The sequence below is a fragment of the Burkholderia sp. IDO3 genome, from assembly GCF_003366075.1.
In the GTDB taxonomy this organism is placed as follows: domain Bacteria; phylum Pseudomonadota; class Gammaproteobacteria; order Burkholderiales; family Burkholderiaceae; genus Burkholderia; species Burkholderia anthina.
This window is the reverse complement of the sequence record NZ_CP028965.1, coordinates 229398-252765: the sequence shown is the minus strand read 5'-3', so window position 1 is coordinate 252765 and position 23368 is coordinate 229398. Positions and strand designations below refer to the sequence as shown.

Genomic DNA, 23368 nt, shown 5'->3' with positions numbered 1-23368 from the left:
TTCATGGAAACGATCGACCAAGCAGCCGAAGCCGTTGAATCGACGTGCTTCCCGTTCCTGCGGGACAGCCTGTTCCCGTGGGGCGCGATGTCGTCCTACCTGGCCGACGCGTGGCAGCGCGGCATCCTGTACGCGGACGTGATGCGCGAGCGCGGCAACCGGTACAACGCGCATCTGGCGGAGAAAGTCCCCAACGTCCTGCATTTCCCCTGCGAACTGATCCTGTCCGGGCTCGACCTGCCGAAACCGGTGAACTACGGGCTCGTGCGCATCCTGCCCCATGCCGATGCACCGACCGACGAGACCAAGCGCCCGTTCGTGGTCGTCGATCCGCGTGCCGGGCATGGGCCCGGCATCGGCGGCTTCAAGCCCGACAGCGAAGTGGGCGCGGCGCTGCGCGCGGGCCATCCGTGCTATTTCGTCGGCTTTCTTCCCGACCCGGTGCCGGGGCAGACGGTCGAGGACGTGATGCGCGCCGAAGCGGCGTTCCTCGAAAAGGTCATCGAGCGGCACCCGGACAGCCAGGGCAAGCCGGCGGTCATCGGCAACTGCCAGGCCGGCTGGCAGATCCTGATGACGGCGGCCATGCGCCCGGAGCTGTTCGGCCCGATCATCGTCGCCGGTTCGCCCGTCTCGTACTGGGCCGGCTGGAAGGGCAGGAACCCGATGCGCTACGCCGGCGGCCTGCTCGGCGGCTCGTGGCTGACCGCGCTGACGAGCGACCTGGGCGCGGGGCGCTTCGACGGCGCCTGGCTCGTGCAGAACTTCGAAAACCTGAATCCGGCCAACACGCTCTGGACCAAGCAGTACAACCTCTATTCGAAAGTCGATACCGAGGCCGGGCGCTTCCTCGACTTCGAGGAATACTGGGGCGGGCACGTGTTTCTCAACGACGTGGAAATGCAGTACATCGTCGACAACCTGTTCGTCGGCAACCGCCTGGCCACCGCGGAGCTGATCACGTCGGACGGCATCCGCCTGGACCTGCGCAACATCCGCTCGCCGATCGTCGTGTTCTGCTCGTACGGCGACAACATCACGCCGCCGCCGCAGGCGCTCGGCTGGATCACCGATCTGTATCGCGACGACATGGACGTGCTGACGCATGACCAGACCATCGTGTACGCAACGCACGAGAGCATCGGCCATCTCGGCATATTCGTGTCGGGCGGCGTCGGGCGCAAGGAGCACCGGAAGTTCGCGGCGAACATCGACCTCATCGACCTGCTGCCGTCCGGAATCTACGAGGCCACGATCGGCGCGAACCCCGAGCAGAACGTTCAGCCCGCCCCGGTCGAGGGCGAATTTCTGCTCGACGTGAAGCCGCGCAAGCTGGACGACATTCGCGAGATCGTGCAGCCCGACCCGCAGAGCGACCGCCGCTTCGACACCGCCGCGCGCTGCTCGGACATCAATCTCGGGCTTTACCGGACCTTCGTGCAGCCGTGGGTCCGCGCGTGCGTGACGCCCGAATCGGCGCGCCGCCTCGAAACCCTGCATCCGCTGCGCGTGGGTTACGAATGGTGGTCGGACAGCAATCCGCTCGCCGCATGGGTGTCGGCCGTCGCCGGCGACGTTCGCGCGAACCGGACGCAGGTGCTCGCCGACAATCCGGCCTGGCAGGCCCAGGAGCGCGTGTCGGATGCGATCGAGGCGGTGCTGGACCAGTGGCGCGATCTGCGCGACGCCGCCTACGAGCAGACGTTCGAGGCCGTATACGGTTCGCCGTGGCTGCAGGCGCTCGTCGGGCAAAGGGCGGCCGACGACCGGCCGCCGCGTCCGTATCCGAGCGTTTCGCCTGAGCATCGTCAGTTCGTCGACCAAAAGCTCGCCGAGTTGCGCTCGGCCATCGACGAAGGCGGCCTGATCGAGGCGGCGCTGCGGGCGATCTTCTACGTGCTGCGGCATCGTCCGGAAATCGACGAGCGCCGCTTCAATCTCGCGCTGCGCCTTCACGAGTCGGGCGCAGTCAAGCGATCGTCGCGTCGCAAGGCGAACCTCATCGAGGCGTTCCGGATCATCGTGCGGCAGCAGACGAACCTGATGCGCCTCGATCTCGACGCGGCGATGGCCGCGATTCCGCAGTTGCTGGCGCGATCGGAGCCGAACGAAATCCGCCGGCTGGGCGATGCGCTGGAGCAGGTGTTCACGGCCGGCGATCCGCTCGGCGAAGAGGAGCAGGTGGACCTGCGGCACGCTCTGGCGATATTCGACGCTGCCGCGCGACGGTGAGCGCCGGGCGGCGCGGCGCTCGGCGCGCATGGAGACGCGAAGATGCTGTGCCGGCCGAGCCCGTCGCGCAACTCCAGCGCGCGACGCGCGCGCAACTGCAGACCGTCGATGCCTGCCTTGCGGCTGCGCGCGGCGAGATCCCGGCCGACCAACAGGAACGTCTTGCGCGCGTCGCCCGCGTGCTCGGCGTGGATGCGGGCGAGAAGCCCAACAAGCGCGGAAAGTCGACCGAAGCCGCCTGAGGATCCCCATGGAAAACAAACGAGAGAAATACGCGCGCCTGATCGCGTTCGCGAAGACGTTGCCGCCGACGCCGACGGCGATTGCCCATCCGTGCGATGAGAGTTCGCTCCGCGGCGCGGTCGAGGCCGCGCAACTTGGCTTGATCCAGCCGATCCTGGTCGGCCCGTCGGACCGGATCGTCGCGGTGGCGGGCGAGAGCGGGCTGGACATCGCGGATCTGCAGCTCGTCGATGCGCCGCACAGCCACGCGGCGGCCGATACGGCCGTGCGCCTCGTGCGCGAGGGACGCGCACAGGCCTTGATGAAAGGGTCGCTGCACACGGACGAACTGATGAGCGCGGTCGTCGCGCACGACACCGGATTGCGCACCGCGCGCCGCATCAGCCACTGCTTCGTGATGGACGTGCCCGGTCACGACGATCCGTTGATCATCACCGACGCGGCGGTCAACATCGCGCCGACGCTCGAGGACAAGGTCCACATCGTGCAGAATGCGATCGACCTTGCCCATGCGCTGCGATTTCCGGCCGCGCGCGTCGCGATTTTGTCCGCGATGGAAACGGTCAACCCGAAGGTCCCGTCGACGCTCGATGCCGCGGCGCTGTGCAAGATGGCGGACCGGCGCCAGATCGAAGGGGGCATTCTCGACGGCCCGCTCGCGCTCGACAACGCGATCAACGTCGATGCCGCCCGGCTCAAGCACATCGATTCGCCGGTCGCCGGGCACGCGAACGTGCTGGTCGTGCCGGATCTCGAGGCGGGCAACATGCTGGCGAAGAGCCTGTCGTTTCTGGCGGGCGCCGACGCGGCCGGCATCGTGCTCGGCGCGCGCGTGCCCGTGATCCTCACGAGCCGGGCCGATTCGGTGGTCGCGCGGCTTGCGTCATGCGCGGTGGCGGCCCTGGTCGCGCTCTGGCGGCGCGACCCGTTGCGCGCGGTCGTCAACTGAGCCGAGGGACCATGGACGTCATTCTGGTCGTCAACGCGGGTTCGTCGAGCCTCAAGTTTTCCGTCTTCGCGGTGAGCGGGAGCGCGCTCGATCCCGTCTGTCACGGCAATTTCGAGGAAATCGACACGCATCCGCAGGTCCATGTCACGGACGCGCAGGGCGCGCCGCTTGACGAGAAGCGCTGGCCTGAAGGCTTCCGGCTGGGCCACAGTGGCGCGATCGCCTTCCTGTTCGACTGGCTGCATGGCCACGCCGCCGGCTATACCGCGATCGGCGTCGGCCATCGGATCGTGCACGGCGGAAGCCACTATGCGAGCCCTGTGCGCATCGACGACGAGGTGATCGCCGACCTGGAGGCGCTGGTCCCGCTGGCCCCGCTGCACCAGCCGCACAACCTGGCCGCGCTCCGGATCATCGCCGCGCGGCGCGCGGATCTTCCGCAGGTCGCCTGCTTCGACACCGCGTTCCACCACGGGCAGCCGGCGGTCGCGACGCAATTCGCGCTACCGCGCGAGATCACGGAGCAGGGCGTGCGGCGCTACGGCTTCCACGGTTTGTCGTACGAGTACATCGCATCGGTGCTGGCGCGCTACGACGAGCGGGCCGCGCGCGGCAAGACCGTGGTGATGCATCTGGGCAACGGCGCGAGCATGGCCGCACTTGCGAACGGAAGGAGCATGGCGAGCACGATGGGCTTTACCGCGGTCGACGGATTGCCGATGGGCACGCGCTCGGGAACCGTCGACCCCGGCGTGCTGGTGTGGCTGATGGATCATCAGCACATGGACGCCCGCGCGATCGAGACGCTGCTGTACAAGCGTTCCGGCCTGCTGGGCGTATCCGGCATCTCGAGCGACATGCGGACGCTGCTCGCCAGCGACGATCCTGCCGCGGCCAATGCGGTCGAGCTGTTCTGCTACCGGGTGTCGCGTGAGCTCGGATCGCTCGCGGCCGCGCTGGGCGGACTGGACAGCATCGTCTTCACGGCCGGGGTCGGCGAGCATTCCGCCGCGGTGCGCGAACGGATCTGTCGCGCGGCGGCCTGGCTTGGCGTATCGCTCGACCCGGCGGCGAACGCGCGCCACGGGCCGCGTATCAGCACGGCCGGGAGCGTGGTGTCGGCGTGGGTCATTCCGACCGACGAGGAGCGGATGATCGCGTCGCACACTCTCGATCTGCTGGAGATCTGAATGGAAGACACGCCGAACCTGCCCCTCGCGGGCCGAAAGGTGCTGATCCTCGGCATCGCAAACGAGCATTCGATCGCCTACGGATGCGCGCGCGCGTTTCGCGAGCTGGGCGCCGAGCTGGCGATCACCTACGCGAGCGAAAAATCGAAAACCTATGTGGAGCCGCTCGCGCGCGAACTCGGGGCCACGCTGTTGATGCCGCTCGACGTGTCGAAGCCGGGTGAAATGGAATCGCTGTTCGACGCGATCCGCGACACGTGGGGCCGGCTCGACGTGGCGCTCCACTCGATCGCATTCGCGCCGAAGGCGGACCTGCAGGGCGGCCTGATCAACAGTTCCGCGGAAGGGTTCGCGACGGCGATGGACGTGTCGTGCCACTCGTTCATCCGGCTGGCGCGGCTGGCGGCACCGCTGATGGACCAGGGCGGGACGCTGTTTGCGATGAGCTACCTGGGTGCGTCCAGGGTCGTGCCGAATTACGACCTGATGGGGCCGGTCAAGGCGGCGCTCGAGGCGGCGTGCCGGTATCTCGCCTACGAACTCGGCCCGCGCGGCATTCGCGTTCATCCGGTTTCGCCGGGGCCGCTCAAGACGCGAGCGGCATCGGGCCTCAAGGATTTCGATCTGTTGCTCAACGAAGCACGCCAGCGCGCGCCGCTCGGCGAACTGGTCGACATCATGGATGTGGGCTTTGCGTGCGCGTATCTGGCGACGCCGTATGCGCGGCGCATCACCGGCAACACGATATTCATCGACGGTGGCGTCAGCATTGTCGGCTGACGTTCGTCCGTATTCCCGCTCGATGCGTTTGTGTGTCGGGCGGCTTTGTTGCGCAAATGGTCGCGGCCCGATGGTAGGCTTGCCGCATGACTCTCAAGAAGAAGACGCCGGTGCGCTACCGCACGACGAACTGGTCGCAGTACAACGCTGCGCTGAAGGCGCGGGGCTCCCTGGGGATCTGGCTTGACCCGGGCATGCAGTGGCTGGCGGCGGCCAGCGGCAAACGGGGGCGTCAGCAGCGGTATTCGGATGCCGCGATTCAATTCTGTCTCAGCGTCAAATATCTGTTCAACCTGGCTTTGCGCCAGGCGTTGGGTCTGGTGGAGAGCCTGCTCAAGCTGGCGGGGCTAGACTGGCCGGTGCCGGACTTCAGTACGGTATGCCGTCGTCAGCGCAACCTGCAAGCGCAACTGAGCTATCAGCCGCGGCATGGCGGACTGGATCTGCTGGTCGACAGTACGGGCGTGAAGTTCCTGGGCGAAGGCGAATGGAAGACCCAGAAACACGGCGCCGACTACCGCCGCCAGTGGCGTAAGGTGCATCTGGCCGTCGATGCGAATACCCTGGAGATTCGCGGTATCGAGGTCACCAGCAATGCGGTGGGCGATGCCCCGATGCTGCCCGAGTTGCTCAAACAAATTCCGGCCGACGAACCGATAGCGAGTGTCAGCGGTGACGGCGCCTACGATACCAAACTCTGCCATGCCGCAATAGCGGCGCGCGGTGCCCAGGCGATTATCCCGCCTCGTCGCAACGCCCAATTCTGGAAACCGGGGCGTGCCGGGGCAGCGGCCCGAAACGAGGCGCTGCGAGCCTGCCAATATCTCGGGCGCAGGCTGTGGAAGCGCTGGAGCCGATATCATCGCCGAAGCTTGGTGGAAACGAAAATGCACTGCTTCAAACGCCTGGGGGATCGCGTGGCTGCCCGCACGTTTGAACGCCAAGTGGTCGAGTTGCAGATCCGTGCGGCGTTGCTCAACCGCTTCAGCCAGCTCGGCCGGCCGAATACGGTCGCTGCGGCAGCTATGGCATAAGTCCGTCTGGGGTTTGGGGTAGTTTCGCCCCGAGCTGATTTACGCAACAGAGCCGCGATGAAACACAAATGGTGGAACCGTTTCAAGCGGCGTACCGTGCTCGCCGCAGTTCCGAATGGCCGGGTCAAGCCATGCCCGCCGCCAATAGGGGGTACTGACGTCAACCGGGTTGATCACGAGGCAGCGGTAGCAGTATGGCAAGCGCCGTCTCGGCGTCATCCAGCCCTCCGGCGTCTGAATTCGGTCGAGTGTCACAACGTCGATGCGAGCCAACACGGCCAGTTTGTGCATGGTGGTCTCGTCCAACGGCGGGAACATAATCCATACTGCATTGGTCAAGGCCGGCAACGAACCAAGTCCATTGGCCTCCCACGCCTCTTCGACTGTCATCCGATAGCGGCCCGCGATTCGTCCGAACCAGCTGCCGAATGCCTCATCGCCAAATGGGCGCGGCGCGTAAGGCCACGGACGCACGTTATCGCATGCTCGTGGAAGCGGCATCTCTCAGATGCTCCAGCTTGATTGATTCGTGTCCCCCGCGAATCGCGAGCTCGGCCGCCGTGTTCAAGATCCTGGAGACTTCCCCCGTGAGACCGCCGCTTGCCGCAAGGCCGCCGCGAAACGCTTCTTCAGGCGCGTGTTGGCAGCCTGCCCCGAGGCACCGAAGAAGATCGTCACCGATCAGTTGGGCAGTTACCCGGCCGCGAAGGCGGAGATACCGAAATTGACGAACGTGAAGCACGTATTCGTGAAGGCCAGTGCGCGCGTGAACAACCGCGCGGAGAACAGCCATCAGCCCACTCGAGAACGCGAGCGGCGCATGCGCGGTTTTCGCGACCCGCAGCGTACGCAGGCCTTCCTGTCGAACTTCGGTCCGATCCGTCAGCACTTCGCGCTCAAGCGACACCTGCTGCGCAGCTCACTCTATCGAAAGCAACTCGCCGCGCGGTTTGTCGCCTGGCGCGAAATCACCTGCCGCACCCAAAATCCGTCGATGGCTTGCTGAGCCACTCCCTCTCGTGCTTCTTCATCGACGAACTACGGCAAGTTGACAGTGCCCGGCGTTCCTGTCAGCGCGATCCTGACCGGCGCGAACCGCAACGATGTCACGCAACTGCTACCGCTGGTCGACGCTATCCCGCCGATTCGCGGCACTCGCGGCCGACCGCTTCGCCAGCCCAAGATCCTCTACGCCGATCGCGGCTACGATTCCGACTCGCATCGCCGCCGACTTCGCGAACGCGGCATCAAACCGGTCATCGCCAGACGACGCACCGAACACGGCAGCGGCCTCGGCAAATTCCGTTGGGTCGTCGAACGGACTCATTCGTGGCTCCATGGTTTCCGTCGTCTTCGCATCCGCTTCGAACGCCGATCTGACATTCACGAAGCATTCCTCAAACTAGCCTGCTCACTCGTCTGCTGGAACATCTTCAAGATAGCTGAGCGGCCTTTTTGAACTGGCCTTTAAGGGACATTCGTTAAAGGACGCTTTCGCCGTACCGTAGGGATCACATCAACCGGCTCGGCTCCTATCTGCTCGACCTCCAGCGGAAAGTACCACCGCTCGATCCGACGATCAATTTTGATTTCTCTTTCAAATCAGCCGCTTAAGGCCATTTTGGCGAAAATTTTACGAATCCCGGCCGACCCTCTATGCGGACTGGCGCCTGTGCGTCGAGCACGCGACACTGGCCAATTACTTTCTCGATCGGCTCGTGTTTTCCCGGTGGCCGCGCTGGTGCCAACGGTTGCGGATGAAGTATTCGCCCAATGATCTCGATACGCGTTCCGAGGCGTTGCTGAAGCCCGGCCCGTCGCCAGCCGCCGCCGCGGCGGCCACGTTCACCTGACCGGCGTCGAAGACGACTATTAGACATATACAACGACGCGATAGCGTGCTACTGTGTGAGTATGACTAATAGACATATCGTCTAACGAGAATCGACATGACCCAAACCATCAAACGCCGGCCCCGCCCGGATAGTCCGACGCCCGACGAGATCGTCGCGAAGCGCCAGCAAGCCGGCCGCACGCAAATGCAGGTTGCCCTGCTGCTTCGAGTGAGCCTGCGTCAGGTCCAGCGTTGGGAGCGCGGCGAGCAGGACATGCCGTCGGCGACGTGGCGTTTCTTCAAGCTGACCTGCGGGTATTACTACCCGGTCGATTTCGAGCGCGTGGAAGATTTTGAGCGCGATTGGGACGGCCTGCGCGACCGGAAACGCGACACCATCGAGCACGGCGACATGGTCGAACTGCGTGCACTGGACGGCAAACGCATGCGAGCGTCGGTGTGGCTTGACCGCGTGCACGACGGCCTCGTCGACGAGGAATCGTATGGCGCGATCGTGCGCGAGTTCCCTGACCATCCCGCACAAGCGCAGCTCGGCAAGTTCCGGATAGAAGACCGAGTGACGTTTGCGCGTTCGAATGTGATTCACCTGACGCAACGGCTGCCGGCCGATCCGGTGGCGCAGTCCTGAGATAACGCAAGCCAACATATATCGGAGATGCCATGCCAGAAGTCGGCCGCCTTCACGAGGGGCTTGCCGTCGCCGGCGAACGCTATCGCGTCGTCATCCAACCGCGTTCCTATCCGTTCGCTCTTGATGAATCCGACGTCACGTTGTTCATTGCGGTCGACGCGCGATCGCAGTCGTGGGGCAACGAATGGGCGCGGATCAGCGGCGACGCCGTGATCCCGGCTCGGCGGCAGGATGTCCGTCTCGCGGTGACAGCGGGCGGATCGGACGAACTGCAGGTGCTGCCCGCGCGGCACGCGGACCTGCCCGAGTTCCGGACCGGTATCACGCTGACGCTCGAACCGGGGATGCGCGACCCCATTCTCACCGCGCTATCGCGCGTGGAACGTGTCGCCCAGCGGACCGCTGCCGATTGCCAGGCCATCGAGCCGATGCTCGGCCGCACGCTCGCCCCCTACTCACCGACGGTGCTCAAGCCGCATGAAGTCAACGCGATCGCGGCGATTGTGGCCGGCATCGTGCTGCAAGGTAAGGGAGTCCCTGATGCGATCAGCTGGTCGGTACTGCTGTCACCGGAGTATTCGACGTGGGCGTTTGGCGAGAACGGCGATCACCCGCACTACGCGGAACTGGGGACGGCGCTGCGCCAACCCGCCGTGCAGGCGATGCTCGCTGAAGCAGGGCGTGACGTTCGCGCGTGAGCGCCGGGCTGGCGCCCGAGCGAACGGTATTTTCTAGGAGCGATTCCGATGGACCTGATGAAAACGCTGATGCCCCCGATGTCGATCAAGGCGCTCGCCACGGGCGTCCTTTACCGCGCCTTCGTGGTCTTGCCGCCGGCACTTTGCCGCGCGGGTCAAACGTTCGACGGGCGGACGGTGTTTTCGAAGTGCCGCATGGCAAGGATGAGGTCGCGCACCTCGAGCAGCTGCTGGCGCATGCCTGGTGCGTTGACACACGGGGCTGGACTGAGGACGGCGCCATTTACAACATTTACAGCGCAGCTGAGCTGTACGAGGACAAGTCGGACCCGGCCGTCGACCTGCGCCTGCTCGATATTGGTGGCGGGTCGGACGGGGTCGGCCCGGCCAAGGCGTATTACGCACGGACCCCTGTCGTGGATCTGTTCGTGACGCCGCGCGTCGCCATGCGCCTACGCGAGCTGCTGGCCGTGGTCGATCAAATGTACGAGCACAGCCCGACGGGCCGAGCGCGTGATCGGGCTATTTCCAACATCCGGAGACCCCATGAAAACGACAGCGAGATATACGAAAGGTCGCGGTGAGGCGTCCGTCCACGCACGCGCGATTGTGCGGGCCCATGCCGACCACGACCTGGTCGAGATCGACATTGCTGGGCAATTGAACAGCGAGCATCACTTCCGGCCGATCAGCAGCGCCGACGAAGCCGAGATGCTTGCGCGGCAACTGCTCGACGCCGCGGCGAAGGTGCGCGCGGTCGTGCCAGCCGCGCGCGTGTCGACGCCCAAGGTCGCATGAGCCTGCGCGAGTGGTTCTTCCGTCGCGCGATGACGCGAGCAACGGCCAAACCGGCGCCTCCGCGGATACCGATGTCGGGGGACCGACTGATGCAGCGGGATTACTTCTCGGTGACATTGAGCGACCTGGCCGAGGGCGACGTGCTGGTCGACGCGCTGGAGCGCGGCGATGTCGTCGGTCGCGCGTGGGTTCCGGCGACCGACGAGGGCAAGTACGGCGAGTACGCGAAGGAGGTGCGAATTCCGCTCCACCGTGCGGCAGCGGCGAGGGTTCAGTACACCTACTATTTGCGTCAGTACGAATATAACGAACGCGATACAGTGACGTTTTGGTTGCGCCTGTTGGGTCGTGACTACCGTCTCCACGCGTGGTTGGAAGACGCGCGGCAGGGCCGCTACAACCGTCAGCGGATCGCGCGTAAGAGACGGTTTCATAAAGACTGATCGGCCCGCCGAAGGGTATTCCAGCAGATCAGACAGCAACCGAGTTTGAGGAACGCGCCGTGAATGTCTGCACGGCGCTCGAAACGAATACGGAGACGACGGAAGTGATGCAGCCAGGCATGCGTGCGTTCGACGACCCAGCGATATTTGCCAAGGCCGCTGCCATGTTCGGTACGGCGCTTGGCGATCACTGGCTCGATACCGCGATCGCGCAACGCGCGCCGATGTCGCTCGGAGTCGTAACCGCGATCCGCGTAGACCACACGCGGCCGCTGCAATGGGTGGCCACGCAATCCGCGGATCGGCGGAATCGCGTCGATCAGCGGCAGCAATTGCATGACGTCGTTGACGTTCGCGCCGGTCAGGATCGCGGCGAGCGGCGTACCGTTGGCGTCGGTGACGATGTGGTGCTTGGAACCGGGTCGCGCGCGATCGGTGGGGTTTGGCCCAGTTTTTGGCCTGCCCCAACGGCGCGAATCGATGATGAATCGACGGCGGCTCGTGAGAAGTCGATCTGGTCCGCTGCGCGCAGCTTTGCGAGCAGTAGCTCGTGCAAGCGATCCCAGACACCGGCTGCTTGCCAATCGCGCAGCCGGCGCCAACATGTCACGCCCGAGCCGCATCCCATCTCGGCCGGCAGGTCGCGCCAGCGTAGTCCGGTCTTGAGAACGAACAGGATGCCGGTCAGCGCGGCGCGATTCGAAACAGGCAGGCGGCCCGGGTTCTTCTCGCGCCGCGGCTTGGGTGGCGGCAGTAACGGCTCGATCAGTGTCCACAATTCATCGTCGATGATCGGCTTGGCCATCTCCTCAGTCTCGGTTGTTCCGATGCCTGAGGTTAACAGCTCACCGCGAAAGTTAACAGCCCCACGGGGCCTTTTTGAAACCGTCTCTAAGGAACGCATGGATCTGTTGCTGTGGCTGATCGACGAGTCCGTGGCTGCCTCACGCGATCGTACAAGCGCTTACCGATCCTCGCTTGAATTCCTGACGCGGCAGCATACCCGGCGTTGGTTGCGTCACCCTGCTGCGCTCGACCTGATGCATTACACCAATTTCCAGCTCGACTCATTGAGGGTGCAGGGGCTCGTCGAGAAGGATGCTGACGGTTCGGGCTATCGGGCATGCCCTGCGGCACTTGCGGAAGTCGACCGTTACGCGACCGAGGAGCGACGGCACGCGGCGAGCCAGGCACTGCAGCATTGGGTCATTCTCATCGGGGGGCTGGCGCTCGTCGCCGCGGCTGCTCAGGCGGCCGCCAATATCAAGCAGGCGTGGTTCGACAAACAGGAAACGGGTGGCGCCGTAGAGCAACGCCTGCCGTCCTCCAATGCCGTTCCTTCGCCGGAATCCGCGGCCACCGCGCATCACGATGCGCGTGGCCATCAACGTGATGAACCTCACAACAACGCAAGGGAGTCGCAGTGATGACCGGTGTGACCTACGAACAAATCACGAAACGGGCCGGACGCGAAAGTGAAGCGTGACCCTAGCCCACAAAACTGTCCCATTTGAAAGTGGAAAATTCCAGCATGACGTTGTCATCAAGACCAGGAGGTCATGCCGTGAAGAAGAGCAGGTTCACCGAAGAGCAGATCGCATACGCGTTGAAGCAGGCCGAGCTGGGTACGCCTGTCGCGGAGGTCTGCTGCAAGATGGGGATCCCGTCTGCGGCCAACCACCAGTCTGCTTCGAAGGTCCTGTTTCTCTGTCATCACGGTCTGAGTGCATGTGTCCACTCGGACACTTAGCATCTGACCTTCTGCCTACCATTGGTAGGGCGTCGTTCATTGACGGCTTACGACTCATCGATGCGTTGCGCGCGCAACTGCGCGCGCGCCCGGTGCCGCTGACGCTCGAAACCGCGCCGGCCGACACGCCGCTGATCGCGCATCTGGTGACCGGCGAGGCACTGCATCCGGACGCGGTCAGGCGACTGTTCAAGGGAATTTTTGCGCGGGCTGCCGACCAGCTGGCGCTTACGTACCCGAACGCGGCCGCCGACCTACGCCGCACCAGTACGCATTGGCTACGCCACACCTTCGCGAACCACGGCCTGGACGCCGGCGCGGACATTCGTGATATGCAAGAGCTGCTCGACCACGCGAGCCTTGGCACGACAACGCTCTACACGAAGGCAGACGCCACGCGCCAGTTCCAGTCGGTCGAGGCGTTGTTCAATGCGGCGCTCGATGGCGCGGATCCGCCGCCGTCCGCGGCCGTGCCCATCGCGACGCCGCCGGCGTCGGCGTCCGCGTTCACGACGCGCCATGCCGACCCGGGCACCGCGGCCGAGCTGGTCAACGTGCACGTGACGCTGCGCGTCGAACCGAAGCGCGCCGGTGGCCGTGGCTGGGCCCGCGTGCTCGAGCGGGTCGAGCGCGAGGTGCTGGCCGGAGTCGCGCACTCGCTGACCCGCGACGGCGTGACCGTGCTGCAGGTGCCGTTCGAGAACGACGACGCATTCGGCCGGCGCGTCGACGACCTTGCTGGTTGCGATCGCGCTCATCGTGGAGCAGCATCGCTGTACCACGCAAAGCGGGGCGTGGGCTGAAGATGCGGTGAGCATTGGCGTTGGTAAGTGCGCCGCATCATCGGGTTGTCGGGTGTTGATTGCTGAGCCCGGGCCGACGTTGACTGGCTTGTCAGATTTTGGTTTTGGCGAGCCACCGACTGAGCTCGCCGCTACCGAGCAACATGAAGAGCACTACGAGCGCAAGGCCTGCGGAATAGTGCGCCACAATACAGACGATGGCCCCTCCGAGCAGGAACAATCCCGCCACCCCGACATAGCTCAGGATGGTCAGCCGCTGTATAGCCATCGGGTGCTCGATCTGAAGCAGTCGTGACGCTTCATCCTTTGCCATGTAGATTGCAAAGAAAAGGGGGAGTGCGACGGATGTGAATCGAATGGCCCAGGTGAGCATGGGGTTGAGTGGGAGCTGGACAGTCAGCACGCCGACGATGATTAGCAGGCAAACGCCTGCTAATCCGAGGCTTGCCTTTTCGAGGAACACGTTAAAGTCTTTCACTTTGTTGCTGCGGTCACCGTTTGCATCTGCCATTATTTTCCTACCTTGATTGAGGTGCTGCGTATGGGGCGCGGCGCAGGTGCCGTTCGAGAATGACGATGCGCTCGACCGGCGCGTTGACGACCTCCTGGTCGCGATCGAAAGCATATTAATCTTCTATGGGCAGAGACAGGAACAGCGCGACGTCCCGATTTGAGAACGGGCATTAACTATTCTTGAGACTTGCAGAAAATCCGTTCTGTACAATCGCGTATGAGGGCAAGGCGGGATTCCCGCTTCGCAAACTGGCGTAAGAATATAGAAAGGTGTGCGGATGGATGCGCTTGAACTGATGCGAGTCATTCGAGGCGGCCTGATTCAGCAGGACCGCCTGCTTCGGCTGGATACGGCGGTGGGAAATGACGTTTTGCTGCCCCATCAAATGATTGGCGAATCGCGGCTGGGGCGGGACTTTGAATTTGTCGTCGACGTCGTCACGACAACACCGAACGTCGAGCTCAAGAATCTGATCGCGCAGCCGGCTACGCTGTGGATCCAGCAGCCCGGCGCAGTGTATGCGCCGCATAATGGCTACGTACATACGGCGAGACGGCTTGGTGCCGACGGAGGGCTGACGTTCCACCAAATATCCATCGCCTCATGGATGCATTTCCTGCGCTTCCGCCGTGATCAGAGAATTTGGCAGGACAAGCCAGTCGACACGATCGTCGCCGACGTTTTTAATGCGCATCCGCAGGCCCGCGGGTTCTTTGAGTTTCACCTGTCCCGTGTGTTGCCGTCCCTTTCGTTCTGTCGTCAGGACGAGACCGATTGGAACTTCGTCCATCGGCTGCTGGAGTCGGAGGGGCTCTACGGCTATTGGAAACATGACGCCGACGGCAGAGCGCACCGGCTCGTCATCACCGACCGGCTCGCAGCACTCGAAGAAGCGTTGCCGGTCACGTTTTCCCGCTCCGGAACAACCGTCGCGTCAGATGCCCTCAGGCAATGGAGCGCAACGCGGACACTGCAGAGCACGTCGCTGACCACCCGAACGTTCGACTATAAGAGTCCGGCGAGTGCCGTCAATGCGAAGGGAACCTCGATGCCCACTATGCCTAACCAGGGTGATCTACCGGATCAGGCCGAGATCTACGAGTACACCGGTGCCTACACCTTCTTGACGCAGGAGCGGGGCGACGCACTCTCGAAGACTCGCCTCGAGGAATGGGAGTCACGGTCGAAGCGTTTTTTCGGTATCGGCGGTTGGCGCGCAGCCGACGCAGGCAAACGTTTCACATTGAATGGCCATCCGGATCACGACTGCGACTCGCCTGAGCAGCGCGAATTCGTAGCAATCGGCGTGCGCTGGATCGTTCGGAACAATCTGCCGATCGCTGCATCAGCGGCGAGGATGCCCCATAGTCTGGACAAACCAATCGCGGAATCCGGGATCGACGACTTGGACGTTGCTGGGTACGTCTCGTCATATGCCGATGGCTCCATCGGTGCCTACCAAGTCGAGGTCGAAGCACAACGGACCACGATACCGTTCCGGTCTCCATTCGAGCACGTTAAGCCGCAGACGCATCTCGAGACCGCGATCGTCGTCGGGCCGCAAAACGAAGAGGTCTACACGGACGAGTTGAATCGCATCAAAGTCCGCTTCGTTTGGGATCGCATCAACCCAGGAAACGAGGGTGCTTCGTGTTGGGTGCGCGTCGTGCAGTCCGACACCGGAAATGGCTACGGTGCCGTACATCCGCCGAGGGTCGGCGAGGAAGTCTTGATCGACTACGTCGGCGGGGACTGTGACCGCCCGATCGCCATCGCGCGCGTGTACAACGGCGCGACGAAGCCCCAGTGGCACACGCACGGTCTCTTATCAGGCTATCGCTCGAAGGAATTCGCCGGTGCGGGATATAACCAGATGGTAATGGACGACTCGACCGGCCAAAACCGCCTGCAGTTGTTCAGCAGCCAGGGTAATTCCGCACTCCATCTCGGCTACCTGATCCAGCAGACCGGCAACGTACGGGGTACCTATCTTGGGAGCGGATTCGACCTGCGTACCGACAACTACGGCGCCGTTCGCGCGAATCGCGGGTTGTACGTCACCACGTATCCGAATGCGGCCGACAGCCAGCCGCTCGACGCGCGTGACACGCAACAGCAGCTGGTGCGCGCCGAGAGCTTGCTTGAATCGTTGTCTGACGTGGGCACTGCACACAACGCCGAGAGCCTACAGGCCGGATACGACGCGCTGAAGCAACTGACAGATGCGACGCAGGAATCGATAGCGGGATCCGCATCCGGCGGACGAACTGCTGGTGGAGGCACCGGAGCCGCGAACGCCTTTAAAGACCCGGTGATGCTGTTCGGTAGCCCTGCAGGCATCGGATTCTCCACGAATGAAACCGTTCATATGTCAGCGGCTCAGCACGTCAACATCGTCAGTGGCCAGAGCACTCACTTCGCGATCGGGAAATCGCTGATCGCGAGCGTCGCCAATAAGCTGAGCATCTTCGTCCAGAGCGCCGGCATGAAGCTGTTTGCCGCCCGCGGCAAGATCGAAGTGCAGGCACACTCGGACAACATCGAGCTCACCGCGCAAAAGACCGTCAAGGTGCTTTCGGCGACTGCAAATGTCGAAGTCGCCGCAGATCAGGAGGTCTTCCTCACGTCCGGCGGCGCCTACATCCGTATCGCGAACGGCGACATCCAGATTCATGCGCCGGGGAAGATCGACATCAAGGGAGCGACGCATAGCCTGAACGGGCCCACTGCGCAGGGTTACGTGCTCCCAGGGCTGCCCCATGCGGGCGACGTTCCGCGATATCACGAACAGTTCCACCTAGTCGACGAGGACGGCAAGACGGTATTGCCGCACACGCGCTACGAGATCGAAAGTGAATCGGGCAAAAGGTGGAGCGGCTATAGTGATGCAAACGGCTTTACCCAGCATGTGTATACAGACCAGCCCGAGGCCCTTTCTCTGACAGTCTACAAAGAGGTCGATGATGACAGCGACGAAGAAGCGTAAAACCGAGAAGCGTCACGTGAAGCACGCGTCGACCACCGGCACCGATCAGGATTCGCTGGTGAAGGCTGTGATACAGAACGATTCAGGCGAGTGGGTGCGGCCGGCAACCGGCGACAAGTTCGTAATCGACGAGACGCCAAAATTTCCGGTCATCACTTTCGAGATCAAGAGCGAGCAGCCTCCGCCGTATCAATGGAAGTGGACGATTACGTGGGACGCACAGGTGAGCGGTCTCCGAGAAAAACCGCGCGGCAAAAAACTCAAAACCTTTTCGGATACCGGCTCATTCTCGAGCAATGACAAAACGTGGGTTGCCGATCTGGACGGGAAGATATTGGGCGGCAAACTAGTGGTCGAGGTCACCGCGGGTACGGAGCAGTTCCGACGCACCGTCTTTATCGTCGGTACCAACCCAAGCAAGGATGCTGTGCTTGAGTTCCTGAAGGCCCAGAAGGACGCAGTCGGCTTCGATCGAGTGATCAATCAGGAAAGTCACTACAAGAATTTCATCAACGCGGACAACGAACCAGTGGTCGCATTCGACAATGGGTACGGAATGACCCAGATGACCAATCCAGCTCCTACGTACGAGCAAGTGTGGAACTGGAAGGAGAATATCAAGGTGGGCATCAAGCTCTATCAAGAGAAGCAGGGGTACGCCAAGAAGGACTTGGCTGGCCATCCGTATACCGAGGACCAATTGATCCGTGCGACGTTCTCTCGATGGAATGGCAGCGTCTACTACCGATGGGACGAAGCATCGAACGCTTGGGTGCCGAATGGGACGATTATGTGCGATCCGGACACCAGCAATATTGGCTGGGATATGTCGAAAGATGCGAACAAAGATAAGACCGTGGAAGAATTGCACAAACGCGACAAGGACACCTACAAGAGTGGGAAGTCAGGTCGTTCCGATGAACACGCTTGGATCTATTCGGGTATTTGTTATGCAGATCACATGGCGAACAATTAAGGGGAGCTTGTGTGCGGCGATTGTCGGTACTTTTTGTGCCGGCGCAATTGCACAAACACCGCAGCCCCAGTTTGTTCAACTGAGCGCCGGGCCGATTGTGCAGGAACATTCGCATCGGCTAGTAGTGACCGACACGCGGCATGGGAAGTTACGGACGCTGGAGGTCCCAAGCGCGATACGGCGTGCGTTGATGTCGTCGTCGAGCGTGGCATTTCCTGCGGCACGGTCGAGCGTGATCGACGGTCACGAATTCGTCATGGTTGTGATCAATCAATCGTCTAGCGACAATCCGACGGGCTACTGCGGGGCAGGCGAGGAAGGGACGCTTTACGTACTTCGGTTAGATGGCAAGCATGCAGAACCTGTCTACTCGACTCTGGTGCAGAGTTGCCTCAAGAATATTGATTTGTTCACCGATTCTGGGAACAAGTCTCCCTATCTTGCGATCGCATGGACGGATGGAGGAGACGGGTTCCGGATTCACTGGGAAAATTACGCGAAACCAGAATCCCTGACTCGGCAATATCGCTACGCGAATGGAAGATTCACCGTCGATAGCGAGCGTCCCAATTGAGCCGTGGATTCGTTCGTCGCGCTAGACCGATGGAGGGGCTTTGCAGCCGGCGAAGATGCGTTGGCTGCATGTGCCGAAGAAAGACCGGTGGGACCGTCTCATCCTTTCCAATCAGGAGACTGGATGGTAAGCGACGCCAAGCGCGAGCCCATGCTCGCGCCCGGCGGCACGCTCACGGATCTGCGTGTCCGGCGCGAGCGTAAGCCCGCCCTAGAGGTGCATGCGGGCAACCACGCTGAGCTCCCGCGCGGCACGATTGAGCGCCACGACGCGGCCGCTCTCGAGCACGACGAGCCCGCGCGCATCGTCAGACGACGGCGCCATCGCGGGCAAAACTTCAAGGTTGATGCGGCAGATACACGCCGATCCGGGCTTACACGGTGGTTCAACAAAATTGGCGAGGGGTACAAGGGTACGAACAGCGCCGTGTCACCTGCGGGGCCACGACGCTTCACGAATGTGACGTCGACGCCATCGCGCTTCAGCGCCAGCGTGAGCCGCGAGGGTGCCGGCGACGTGTCGTGCACGGCGGCCGCCGACGCCTGAGTTTACGCAGCGAGCCGGTGCTCGTAGTGCGGCCGCTCACGGTCGACGAGGATCTCGAGCAGCTGCGCGCGCCGGATTGGATCCGGTGCTAGCCAGGCGTCGACGTTCGAGGATTTAATGGGCACGATACACCTGTACGAATACCTCGTTTTGTTAGTAATAAATGGGTTGACAGACATCGTCCTGTGTACTGCTATTCAATTTCTTGAAGTCGAGTAGCGGGATGGAATTCGGGGGAGATTTGGCAACCTATGGATGATCCGGAAATAGGGCGGCTGCATTGCCTCGCGGCGCGCGCGATTGCTGACGGTGCCGACGACCTCGTGATGCGCCAATGGCGCGTGCCATTCAAGCAAGCAGCGAAGATGTTGCGCGAGGCCAGCGCGTGAGGTACGTACGCGCCACTGATGAGTTTGTCTTCGCCGGACGCCCGCGGCCGGGATTCCCCTTGATCCTCGACGATTCGATGGAGCCGGCGCAACCGTTCCATGACTACCTGCTGTACCGATTGCTTGAGAGCGGAAAGGCGCTTGATCAAAAGACGTGGGAGGCGTACGGTCGCCGGCTATGGGATTTCGCTCGATTTCTACAAGCGAACGAATGGTGTTGGGACGATCCATTCATGTCGGTTGGGCAGAGCGTCGTCAGTGTTTACCGCGATTGGCAGGCCCAAGACCTCAAGCTGGACCCCGCAACCATCAACGCCCGGTTGGAATTGGTCACGGCAATGTACCGGTGGGCACATGAACGCGGGCGGATCGACCGCTTGCCCTTCACCTGTTCCGACGTCGCAGTGTACGGCATTGAGCATGACCTGACTCATATCACCGGCGGTCGGAAGAGGTCGAGCCGTCCGGCAGTGCTGCTCAACGAGTGGAACAAGGAACCTGCGTTCCTGACAGCCGATCAACTGAAGATCGTGCGGCAATCGATTCGCTCTGCAGCGCAGCGGCTGCTGTTCGACCTGATGGCGCGGGTGGGTTTGCGCTCAGTCGAGGCACGTACCTTCCCGCTGTCGTACGTGGTTGATCCACGGACCCAAAAGGCTTGGAAGCCAGGCACCTTTATCGACGTGCGCCTCGACCCACGGGACATGGAGATCAAGTTCAACAAGTCCCGCGTTGTGCACGTGCCATACAGCCTGATGGAGGACATGTACGCATATACGACATTCGAGCGCAACGGTCTTGCCGACGCGGCAGACCGCAAGGAACTGATCCTGACGATTCACGGGCAACGCTACAGCAAGGAATCCGCGGTGAAGGTCTACACCGATCTCAGCAACACGGTGGGCTTCCGGGTGCGCCCGCTCATGCTGCGCCACAGCTACGCGATTCATACCCTGCTGCTGCTTCGCAGCCGTCCCGAGATACCGATGGAGCCGCTCATGTACGTCCGCGACCGCCTCGGCCACGCGAGTGTCCAGACCACCATGGTGTATTTGCAGCAGATAGAGCGGCTGCTGGGCGCAGAGGCGCTCGCGATGATGGACGAGTTTGACCGGCTCTACGGGGTTGGCAAAGCATTGGCCACGGCGCCGCATGCATCCACAGTCGATCCTCGACACTGAGCGACGCCATGGTCAGAAAGAAGAACTACAACGTCAGCGAGAATCGCGCCGCACCGGTCGGTGTCATATCGGCATCACTCGAACGGCCGAAGCCCGGCGCCGACGACGCCTGCATCGACATGGTCGCGCTGTTGGGGCTCGAGGCACGCTTTCCTCAGAGAATCAAGACGCTCGACCTTCGTGACTGGCTGGGCCGAGGCATCGACGACTGGGTATGCTCATCGGGCTTCTGCCTCAAGGCGATGCTGCTCTCGGGTGCACGCGCGACAGCCTCCGTCACCACGTACTTCGGGCAGCTGCCTTACCTGTTCGAGTACCTCGCGGGCAGTTCGCAAACCCCGCTGCCCCAGCGACCCAAGTTGCCGTCGGACCTTTCCCCGATGCATGTCCAGCATTTCATCGGATGGTTGCAGAAGCGAGCTCAGGCTGAAGGCTGGCGACCGAGTTCGACGCGCAATACCTACAGGGGGGTCAAGGCCGTACTCGCCGAAATGTTCGCGCAGGGCTTCATCGAGGGCGAGCCTTCTCGCTTCTTCCGGCGCGGCGCGTTGCCCTGGAGCAGCGAAGACAGCCTGCAGACTAGCCTGAGTGACGCGGAGCAAGAGCGCCTGGCCAAGGCGATCAAGTCCGACCTCGTTGATGTTCACCACGGCCGCTTGCAACTGAAGCAAAGTGCCGTGCAGGGACTCAGGCTGTTGTTGGTGGCACACCGTCAAGGGCTCAACCCGACGCCCCTGCTCGAAATGTGCCGCGATGCCTTAGCGCCGGGATTTCTGCCTGGCACGATCCTAATTCGTACTGCAAAGCACCGCAGCAAGAAGATTCGTTCCAATGTTGGCCGCTCCGCTCTTGGACGGCACGCATCAAATCAACCGAACGAGCAAGCTGACGAGCAGAACCTTTGCTTCGACCTCTCCGAGGGCGCAGTCTTGCAGCAGGCCATCGCAAGCACCCGCGAACTGGTGGGTGAGGCGCCATCCGCGTTCAAGACACGGATCTGGCTGTATCGCGCTGAAGCAAGTGCAGGGTCGACAAAGAGGGGCAACATCACGTGCCTCGACAGCAAGTCCCTCAACAGGGCAATCGAAGGCGTCATCGAACGCCGCAGTCTACTGGGAGACGGCGGCCTGCCGTTGCGCGTCAACCTGAGTCGCCTGCGTAAGAGCCGCTTCGACCGTGCTCTGCGTACCGCCGACGGCGACATAGCCATCACCGCCAACCTGATGGGCAACACACCGAGGGTCGCCGGAGTGAATTACCCGTCGATGAATGAGGCGCGCAAGGCCGATGCAGCGAGCTTCATGAACGGCGACTATACCGTTTTGATGCGGGCCGAAGCACAGGCTCCGAGGGGGAATGAGATTCGGCCAGTGCAAGTGGAACCTTTCAAGGTCGGCAAAGGCAGCATAAGCGCCCCGCCAAGCCCGACGCCCGTCTCCGCATGCTCGGACTCGATCAGCGGCGAGCATGCGCCGAATGATGGCCGCAGCCACTGCGATCGCTACGTCATGTGCTTGTTCTGCTCGAGCTTCGCGATCGTCGGCACCGTGGACGAACTCTGGCGCTTGTTCAGCTTTCAGATGTTCGCGCAGGCCGAACTCGACTACCTTGACGAAGCCTTGGGTCCGGAGCGCACGACCGACGGACTGCTTGAGGACCTGCGCGACCGATACCGGGTGGTCATCCCCTACATCGACGACTTCACGCAACGCCAATTCGCGCGCAGCCGGGTCGCGCAGGCCCGCGCCAAGACCGTCTCGGGCTTGCACCCTTACTGGCAGCACCAGATGACCATGAGCCGCCGCGCACGACACCGTGCGTCAGCGCCGGATCTGCGCGTTGATGGCTCGCACGGCGATACGGCGATACCGCGGATTCGCGGAACGCAGCAGGCAGGACCCAGGGCATGAGAAGTACCTCTGCCTCGATCCTTGACACGCCCCAAACGCTATCTGGGGCTCGCGCCGTGCCGGCCACATCCTTGCCCGCCCCACGTGCCCTGCGGGCCTTCGAGTTGCTGGCGGCTCAGCCGATCAGCCTGGTCGGCATTCCGCCGGCCGAACGTGACGCTATCGTGGTGACTGCCGTGGCCGATGCCGCAGGCCACGAGCATCCAGTGAGTCGTTTCGGTGATCGGGTCTGGGACCTCGCGCCGGAGATCGAGGCGAAGAACCGCAAGGGTTCGGCCCTGAAGATCGTTTGGCCGGACGACGTACCGAAAGCACTGATCGACGATGCCAAGGCGGCACTCTATTGTGCTCAGCGACGCGGCCCCCACGGGCGAAAGTGGTCCGGCAGCTCGATAGCGGATATTGGCCGCTCGGGCGTCCTGGCTCTGAGATATCTCGCACAATTGGGGCTGGCCGACTTCAGTCAGGTACGAGCTCTGCACCTGTCTGACCACATCGCGGATTTGCGGCGTACGCTCAAGCCCGTGTCGGTGCGTGGTCGGCTGCAAATTGTCGACCTGGTCTGGACGTTCCATACGGAAGTCCTGCACCCGTTGCTCGAGCACCCGTGGGCGGGGCTCGCCCTTTGGGATGCATGTGGCGGCAATGAAGATAATCGGATGCCGTCAGGGCGGACCGGCACGACCCCCGTGATCCCGCGGTCGGTGCAGCGCATACTTTTCGCCTACTGCGAGGCCAGTCTTGCGCAGGCGGACGAGCTGTTTCAGGCTCGAGACGCGGGCGGGCTCGGGGCGCCTGTGGCGCGACAATCTGGATGAGAGACGCGCGACAATCAGGATGAGAATGTCGCGGCGGGGTTGATGATGCCGATGTTGATTGGCGCTGA

22 protein-coding genes and 5 pseudogenes are annotated in these 23368 nt (G+C 62.7%); 23 read left to right on the top strand and 4 right to left on the bottom strand.

All coding sequences use genetic code 11. The features are described 5' to 3' along the window. Positions 1–3 precede the first annotated feature (3 nt). From DCN14_RS36935 to DCN14_RS36910, 6 genes and pseudogenes are all read left to right on the top strand, one after another. Positions 4–2229: pseudogene (locus tag DCN14_RS36935) on the top strand (DUF3141 domain-containing protein); the annotation flags it as partial. A 50-nt stretch (positions 2230–2279) separates the two neighbouring features. Continuing rightward, positions 2280–2474 (top strand): hypothetical protein, encoded by a 195-nt coding sequence (locus tag DCN14_RS36930; protein WP_012464895.1) that lies wholly within the window; start codon positions 2280–2282, stop codon positions 2472–2474. 8 nt (positions 2475–2482) lie between these two features. Continuing rightward, the gene (locus DCN14_RS36925) at positions 2483–3424 is read left to right on the top strand and encodes a phosphate acetyltransferase (protein ID WP_011880255.1); all 942 of its coding nucleotides are present in this window, start codon (positions 2483–2485) and stop codon (positions 3422–3424) included. 11 nt (positions 3425–3435) lie between these two features. Further along, entirely contained in the window at positions 3436–4614 is a 1179-nt protein-coding gene (locus DCN14_RS36920) for an acetate/propionate family kinase (RefSeq protein WP_012218121.1), read from the top strand. Next, complete coding sequence (gene fabI / locus DCN14_RS36915; RefSeq protein WP_011880257.1) at positions 4615–5394, top strand: enoyl-ACP reductase FabI; 780 nt, start codon at positions 4615–4617, stop codon at positions 5392–5394. It begins immediately after the preceding gene. An 86-nt stretch (positions 5395–5480) separates the two neighbouring features. After that, positions 5481–6428 carry an IS5-like element ISBvi6 family transposase gene (locus DCN14_RS36910; protein WP_059890401.1) on the top strand — a complete coding sequence of 316 codons (948 nt, stop codon included), beginning with the start codon at positions 5481–5483 and terminating at the stop codon, positions 6426–6428. Between the two features lie 39 nt (positions 6429–6467). Here the strand turns inward: DCN14_RS36910 and DCN14_RS36905 are convergent, their stop codons facing one another. Further along, positions 6468–6929, bottom strand: coding sequence for a TniQ family protein (locus DCN14_RS36905; protein ID WP_012218119.1), 462 nt, complete (start codon positions 6927–6929; stop codon positions 6468–6470). A gap of 112 nt (positions 6930–7041) precedes the next feature. Here DCN14_RS36905 and DCN14_RS36895 point away from each other — a divergent pair. The 7 genes and pseudogenes from DCN14_RS36895 to DCN14_RS36860 form a co-directional block, all read left to right on the top strand. Further along, positions 7042–7434, top strand: a pseudogene (locus DCN14_RS36895) (DDE-type integrase/transposase/recombinase); the annotation flags it as partial. Between the two features lie 54 nt (positions 7435–7488). Further along, positions 7489–7887, top strand: a pseudogene (locus DCN14_RS36890) (IS5 family transposase); the annotation flags it as partial. 490 nt (positions 7888–8377) lie between these two features. Then, positions 8378–8911, top strand: coding sequence for a helix-turn-helix domain-containing protein (locus DCN14_RS36880; protein ID WP_012218115.1), 534 nt, complete (start codon positions 8378–8380; stop codon positions 8909–8911). 32 nt (positions 8912–8943) lie between these two features. Continuing rightward, positions 8944–9612, top strand: a complete 669-nt coding sequence (locus DCN14_RS36875) for a hypothetical protein (RefSeq protein WP_012218114.1) — start codon at positions 8944–8946, stop codon at positions 9610–9612. Continuing rightward, on the top strand, positions 9609–10196 hold the full coding sequence (locus DCN14_RS36870) for a hypothetical protein (RefSeq protein ID WP_143331197.1): 588 nt from the start codon (positions 9609–9611) through the stop codon (positions 10194–10196). Before DCN14_RS36875 ends, DCN14_RS36870 begins: the two co-directional genes overlap by 4 nt. A 25-nt stretch (positions 10197–10221) precedes the next feature. Then, on the top strand, positions 10222–10410 hold the full coding sequence (locus tag DCN14_RS36865; protein WP_226146541.1) for a hypothetical protein: 189 nt from the start codon (positions 10222–10224) through the stop codon (positions 10408–10410). Beyond that, positions 10407–10853, top strand: a complete 447-nt coding sequence (locus DCN14_RS36860; protein WP_226146540.1) for a hypothetical protein — start codon at positions 10407–10409, stop codon at positions 10851–10853. Before DCN14_RS36865 ends, DCN14_RS36860 begins: the two co-directional genes overlap by 4 nt. Here DCN14_RS36860 and DCN14_RS36855 read toward each other — a convergent pair. Continuing rightward, a protein-coding gene (locus DCN14_RS36855; RefSeq protein ID WP_115531492.1) for an IS5-like element IS402 family transposase occupies positions 10841–11658 on the bottom strand; the annotation gives its coding sequence in 2 pieces (ribosomal slippage) (positions 10841–11310 and positions 11310–11658; 819 coding nt in all). The genes DCN14_RS36860 and DCN14_RS36855 overlap by 13 nt on opposite strands. Before the next feature lie 97 nt (positions 11659–11755). Between DCN14_RS36855 and DCN14_RS36850 the strand changes: the two genes are divergently transcribed. From DCN14_RS36850 to DCN14_RS36840, 3 genes and pseudogenes are all read left to right on the top strand, one after another. Further along, positions 11756–12280, top strand: coding sequence for a hypothetical protein (locus tag DCN14_RS36850; RefSeq protein ID WP_226146168.1), 525 nt, complete (start codon positions 11756–11758; stop codon positions 12278–12280). Between the two features lie 137 nt (positions 12281–12417). Then, a pseudogene (locus DCN14_RS38520) lies at positions 12418–12516 on the top strand (transposase); the annotation flags it as partial. 65 nt (positions 12517–12581) lie between these two features. After that, positions 12582–13406, top strand: coding sequence for a tyrosine-type recombinase/integrase (locus DCN14_RS36840; RefSeq protein ID WP_012218110.1), 825 nt, complete (start codon positions 12582–12584; stop codon positions 13404–13406). 91 nt (positions 13407–13497) lie between these two features. On the opposite strand, the gene DCN14_RS36835 is transcribed toward DCN14_RS36840, so the two are convergent. Further along, positions 13498–13917, bottom strand: coding sequence for a hypothetical protein (locus tag DCN14_RS36835; protein WP_012218109.1), 420 nt, complete (start codon positions 13915–13917; stop codon positions 13498–13500). 280 nt (positions 13918–14197) lie between these two features. Here DCN14_RS36835 and DCN14_RS36830 point away from each other — a divergent pair, with 280 nt between their 5' ends. The 3 genes from DCN14_RS36830 to DCN14_RS38315 are packed head-to-tail and all read left to right on the top strand — an operon-like array spanning position 14198 to position 18456. After that, positions 14198–16906, top strand: coding sequence for a type VI secretion system Vgr family protein (locus DCN14_RS36830; RefSeq protein ID WP_038442301.1), 2709 nt, complete (start codon positions 14198–14200; stop codon positions 16904–16906). Continuing rightward, positions 16884–17882: a hypothetical protein gene (locus DCN14_RS36825; protein ID WP_230943711.1), complete on the top strand. Its 999-nt coding sequence runs from the start codon at positions 16884–16886 to the stop codon at positions 17880–17882. Before DCN14_RS36830 ends, DCN14_RS36825 begins: the two co-directional genes overlap by 23 nt. Continuing rightward, positions 17857–18456 (top strand): hypothetical protein, encoded by a 600-nt coding sequence (locus DCN14_RS38315; RefSeq protein ID WP_143331196.1) that lies wholly within the window; start codon positions 17857–17859, stop codon positions 18454–18456. Before DCN14_RS36825 ends, DCN14_RS38315 begins: the two co-directional genes overlap by 26 nt. A 347-nt stretch (positions 18457–18803) precedes the next feature. Here the strand turns inward: DCN14_RS38315 and DCN14_RS38950 are convergent. Next, positions 18804–18989: pseudogene (locus DCN14_RS38950) on the bottom strand (cell division protein); the annotation flags it as partial. A 264-nt stretch (positions 18990–19253) separates the two neighbouring features. Here DCN14_RS38950 and DCN14_RS38305 point away from each other — a divergent pair. From DCN14_RS38305 to DCN14_RS36800, 4 genes are read left to right on the top strand one after another with little or no spacing between them, the layout of a single operon-like run. Further along, a complete protein-coding gene (locus DCN14_RS38305) occupies positions 19254–19391 on the top strand; it encodes a hypothetical protein (RefSeq protein ID WP_009692939.1) in 138 nt (45 codons plus the stop codon). A 59-nt stretch (positions 19392–19450) separates the two neighbouring features. Beyond that, positions 19451–20572: a site-specific integrase gene (locus tag DCN14_RS36810; RefSeq protein ID WP_226189267.1), complete on the top strand. Its 1122-nt coding sequence runs from the start codon at positions 19451–19453 to the stop codon at positions 20570–20572. 8 nt (positions 20573–20580) lie between these two features. Then, complete coding sequence (locus tag DCN14_RS36805; protein ID WP_009692941.1) at positions 20581–22482, top strand: hypothetical protein; 1902 nt, start codon at positions 20581–20583, stop codon at positions 22480–22482. Then, positions 22479–23300: a hypothetical protein gene (locus tag DCN14_RS36800; protein WP_240327519.1), complete on the top strand. Its 822-nt coding sequence runs from the start codon at positions 22479–22481 to the stop codon at positions 23298–23300. The genes DCN14_RS36805 and DCN14_RS36800 overlap by 4 nt, the downstream gene beginning before the upstream one ends. Positions 23301–23368 lie beyond the last annotated feature (68 nt).

Excerpts from the sequence above, each read along its gene's own strand:
- DCN14_RS36825 (WP_230943711.1), top strand. The coding sequence starts at position 16,884 with ATGACAGCGACGAAGAAGCGTAAAACCGAGAAGCGTCACGTGAAGCAC.
- DCN14_RS36910 (WP_059890401.1), top strand. The coding sequence starts at position 5,481 with ATGACTCTCAAGAAGAAGACGCCGGTGCGCTACCGCACGACGAACTGG.
- DCN14_RS36880 (WP_012218115.1), top strand. The coding sequence starts at position 8,378 with ATGACCCAAACCATCAAACGCCGGCCCCGCCCGGATAGTCCGACGCCC.
- DCN14_RS36875 (WP_012218114.1), top strand. The coding sequence starts at position 8,944 with ATGCCAGAAGTCGGCCGCCTTCACGAGGGGCTTGCCGTCGCCGGCGAA.
- DCN14_RS36835 (WP_012218109.1), bottom strand. The coding sequence starts at position 13,917 with ATGGCAGATGCAAACGGTGACCGCAGCAACAAAGTGAAAGACTTTAAC.
- DCN14_RS38315 (WP_143331196.1), top strand. The coding sequence starts at position 17,857 with ATGCAGATCACATGGCGAACAATTAAGGGGAGCTTGTGTGCGGCGATT.
- DCN14_RS36800 (WP_240327519.1), top strand. The coding sequence starts at position 22,479 with ATGAGAAGTACCTCTGCCTCGATCCTTGACACGCCCCAAACGCTATCT.
- DCN14_RS36905 (WP_012218119.1), bottom strand. The coding sequence starts at position 6,929 with ATGCCGCTTCCACGAGCATGCGATAACGTGCGTCCGTGGCCTTACGCG.
- fabI (WP_011880257.1), top strand. The coding sequence starts at position 4,615 with ATGGAAGACACGCCGAACCTGCCCCTCGCGGGCCGAAAGGTGCTGATC.
- DCN14_RS36805 (WP_009692941.1), top strand. The coding sequence starts at position 20,581 with ATGGTCAGAAAGAAGAACTACAACGTCAGCGAGAATCGCGCCGCACCG.
- DCN14_RS36850 (WP_226146168.1), top strand. The coding sequence starts at position 11,756 with ATGGATCTGTTGCTGTGGCTGATCGACGAGTCCGTGGCTGCCTCACGC.
- DCN14_RS38305 (WP_009692939.1), top strand. The coding sequence starts at position 19,254 with ATGGATGATCCGGAAATAGGGCGGCTGCATTGCCTCGCGGCGCGCGCG.
- DCN14_RS36840 (WP_012218110.1), top strand. The coding sequence starts at position 12,582 with ATGTGTCCACTCGGACACTTAGCATCTGACCTTCTGCCTACCATTGGT.
- DCN14_RS36860 (WP_226146540.1), top strand. The coding sequence starts at position 10,407 with ATGAGCCTGCGCGAGTGGTTCTTCCGTCGCGCGATGACGCGAGCAACG.
- DCN14_RS36920 (WP_012218121.1), top strand. The coding sequence starts at position 3,436 with ATGGACGTCATTCTGGTCGTCAACGCGGGTTCGTCGAGCCTCAAGTTT.
- DCN14_RS36830 (WP_038442301.1), top strand. The coding sequence starts at position 14,198 with ATGGATGCGCTTGAACTGATGCGAGTCATTCGAGGCGGCCTGATTCAG.
- DCN14_RS36925 (WP_011880255.1), top strand. The coding sequence starts at position 2,483 with ATGGAAAACAAACGAGAGAAATACGCGCGCCTGATCGCGTTCGCGAAG.